Annotated in this window: 4 protein-coding genes and 1 pseudogene; 4 read left to right on the forward strand and 1 reads right to left on the reverse strand. The window is 63.3% G+C overall.

Annotated elements, in window-relative coordinates; translation table 11 throughout:
- The 4 genes and pseudogenes from C8D93_RS20850 to C8D93_RS20200 form a co-directional block, all read left to right on the forward strand.
- A pseudogene (locus tag C8D93_RS20850) lies at positions 1 to 433 on the forward strand (hypothetical protein); the annotation flags it as partial.
- A 51-nt stretch (positions 434 to 484) separates the two neighbouring features.
- The gene (locus tag C8D93_RS20190; protein WP_110267081.1) at positions 485 to 733 is read left to right on the forward strand and encodes a hypothetical protein; all 249 of its coding nucleotides are present in this window, start codon (positions 485 to 487) and stop codon (positions 731 to 733) included.
- Positions 734 to 1,116: 383 nt separating this feature from the next.
- On the forward strand, positions 1,117 to 1,446 hold the full coding sequence (locus C8D93_RS20195; protein WP_110267083.1) for a type II toxin-antitoxin system PrlF family antitoxin: 330 nt from the start codon (positions 1,117 to 1,119) through the stop codon (positions 1,444 to 1,446).
- Positions 1,443 to 1,949, forward strand: coding sequence for a type II toxin-antitoxin system YhaV family toxin (locus tag C8D93_RS20200; protein WP_110267085.1), 507 nt, complete (start codon positions 1,443 to 1,445; stop codon positions 1,947 to 1,949). The genes C8D93_RS20195 and C8D93_RS20200 overlap by 4 nt, the downstream gene beginning before the upstream one ends.
- 17 nt (positions 1,950 to 1,966) lie before the next feature.
- Here the strand turns inward: C8D93_RS20200 and C8D93_RS20205 are convergent, their stop codons facing one another.
- Positions 1,967 to 2,332, reverse strand: coding sequence for a hypothetical protein (locus tag C8D93_RS20205; RefSeq protein WP_110267087.1), 366 nt, complete (start codon positions 2,330 to 2,332; stop codon positions 1,967 to 1,969).
- Positions 2,333 to 2,419 lie beyond the last annotated feature (87 nt).

Consider the following 2,419-nt stretch of genomic DNA (forward strand, 5'->3'; position numbering starts at 1 on the left):
CGAGGTGCAGACCGAGACCGGCGAGCGCCGCACGCTCGATCCCCGGACGCACGCCGGTCAGCACTGGGAGCATGCCTACGCAAGCACGGTCTACAGGTCGCAGGGCGCGACACGCAGCCACGTCCTGGTCAACGCGGAAAGCACCGAGCGCACGCTGTTTTCGCAGAAGGCGTTCCTGGTTGCCATCAGCCGGCAGAAGGACACCATCAAGCTCTTCACCGACTGCACAGAGGATTTCACACGCAACGTGGCGCACTACCTGGGCGACAAAACCAGCGCGATCGAGGGTCGCGAGGAGTCGCGCCTGCACAAGGTCGGCGGCTACCTCGATCAACTGCTCAGGAGCTTCCGATCCGAGTCCGTGAAGGACGCTGGTAGGTCTGCCGATGGCCAGGCGCAACACGCGCCGCCGTTGGGTGCGGGGCGCCTATAGATGTCCGGAGCCTCGGCCCACAGCGTTATAGTTGGACAAGGAGGACAATCGGTGACCCAGCCCAAGCACCCGCCCGAATCGAAGATCGCGCACGACCTCAATGAGCCCTACTTCATCGAAGAGGGCGACGACGATCCGCTGCACGGCCAGCTTCCGCCGCATCCCACGCTCTACCGCGCCCGTGAACTGTATGACGTTCGGCCGGGTGAAACCTTGAGAGAGGCGATGGATCGCGCGTCACGCGAAGCCGAGGACGCCGCTGCGGCCAATGCCGCAGCACAACGAGCTGGCGACGACTGAGCGACAGGCTTCCACGGGCTTGCGGAGCACGCCCTTAGAAATCAAGCGTGTCACGCGCGTGCTACACGGCGCATCGGCCGTGTATGACGGCAAAGCCTAGACAAGTCAAAGACTTGTCTAGGCTTGTATGCCCGTACCCTGGGCGTGGGGTGTGTGGAGGGTCATCCCGGCATCGCCGGGGGACTTCTTTGCTCGACTCACATGCAGACGGTCGAAGGGTTTGGCGCTTTTGGATCGATACCGCTGTCCCGATTCGGACGAGGCCGTTGACTGAAGAGCGTCGACGATGCGGCGCGAGCGGGCCAGCAATGCAAGTGCATTGCCAAGACAAGGCGATTGCATTACCATGCCTGCATCCATCCTGCTTTGATGCGGAGTGCGCCATGTCTGCCACCCTCGAAGTCGAATCGACCTTGACCGACCGCTACCAGACCACGGTGCCGGAAACCGTTCGGCGCGCCTTGCGCCTGAGCAAGCGCGACAAGATTCACTACATCATCCGCCCGAACGGAGAAGTGGTGCTGACGCGGGCCGAAGACAGCGAAGCCGCCGATCCGGTGCTCGGTCAGTTTTTGAACTTCCTCGCGCGCGACATCGCCAACCATCCGGAGCGTCTGCAGGCTGTCGACGCCGGACTGGTTCAGCGGCTCAACGCGCTCGTCGGTGACATCGAGGTCGATCTCGATGCGCCACTGTCGGCGGACGATGAATGACCGGCGGCCAGCCGGCACCGCTGGTCATTCACGGCTGGACTGTCTTCGCCCATCCGCTGTTTCTCGCGCAACTCGAAGCGCTCGCGGACAAGGTCGAGGCACTGAAGCAAAAGGACCCGGTCGGGTACGTCAAAAAGAACGCTAGTAAGCGCCTGGGGGCCATCACCAAGCTGGCGTTTGAGGTCATCCCGCAAGACCCGACGCGGCCGGAGTACCGGCAAGGCGGAACGCTCGGTGACGAGCACAAGCACTGGTTCCGGGCGAAGTTCTTTCAGCAGTATCGGCTGTTCTTTCGGTATCACGCCCCGAGCAAGATGATCGTGCTCGCGTGGGTCAACGACGAGGACACCAAGCGTGCCTACGAGAGCAGCGACGACGCCTACCGGGTGTTTCGCAAGATGCTCGAAGCCGGCCATCCGCCGGATGACTGGAATCAGCTGCTGAGTGAAGCACGGGCTGAGCTCAAGCGTCTGCAGCAGTTCACGTCCAAGGGCGCAGGGTAGCCGTCGCCTTAGGACAGTCAGAGTGTCCCCTCGCGGACCATCTGATCGAACGCGGCGCGCGCATTCTGCTGCGCCTTCTGGACGATCTCCGGCTTCATCAAGGCGGCGATCTGGCGCGTCAGCATCACGTCCTCCAGCAGCGTGAGGAGCATCGCGCGGAAGTAGTCAGCATTCGCCGGAATACGGCCATCGAGTGCCGCGATGCGGGCATGAACCTGCTGCGCCAGCGCAACCGCATCAATTACCTCGCCGGACGACGCATCGAGCCCGCGCGCCAGAAGCTCCCGCACGGCCTGCGAAACCGTCTTGCCGCTCCGCCGGGCGTACTCAAGAACCCGACCATGCACCAGGTCGTCCGGGTCGCGGGCGTGGATATCAGGCATCGAACGGCACCGACGGTGGCCAGCCTGCGTTTCGCATGCGAAACGCGCTCAAGCGGAACAACCCTCGTCAGGATGTCCGTCCTCGCC

It is taken from the genome of Sinimarinibacterium flocculans (genome assembly GCF_003201205.1).
Lineage (GTDB): Bacteria > Pseudomonadota > Gammaproteobacteria > Nevskiales > Nevskiaceae > Solimonas > Solimonas flocculans.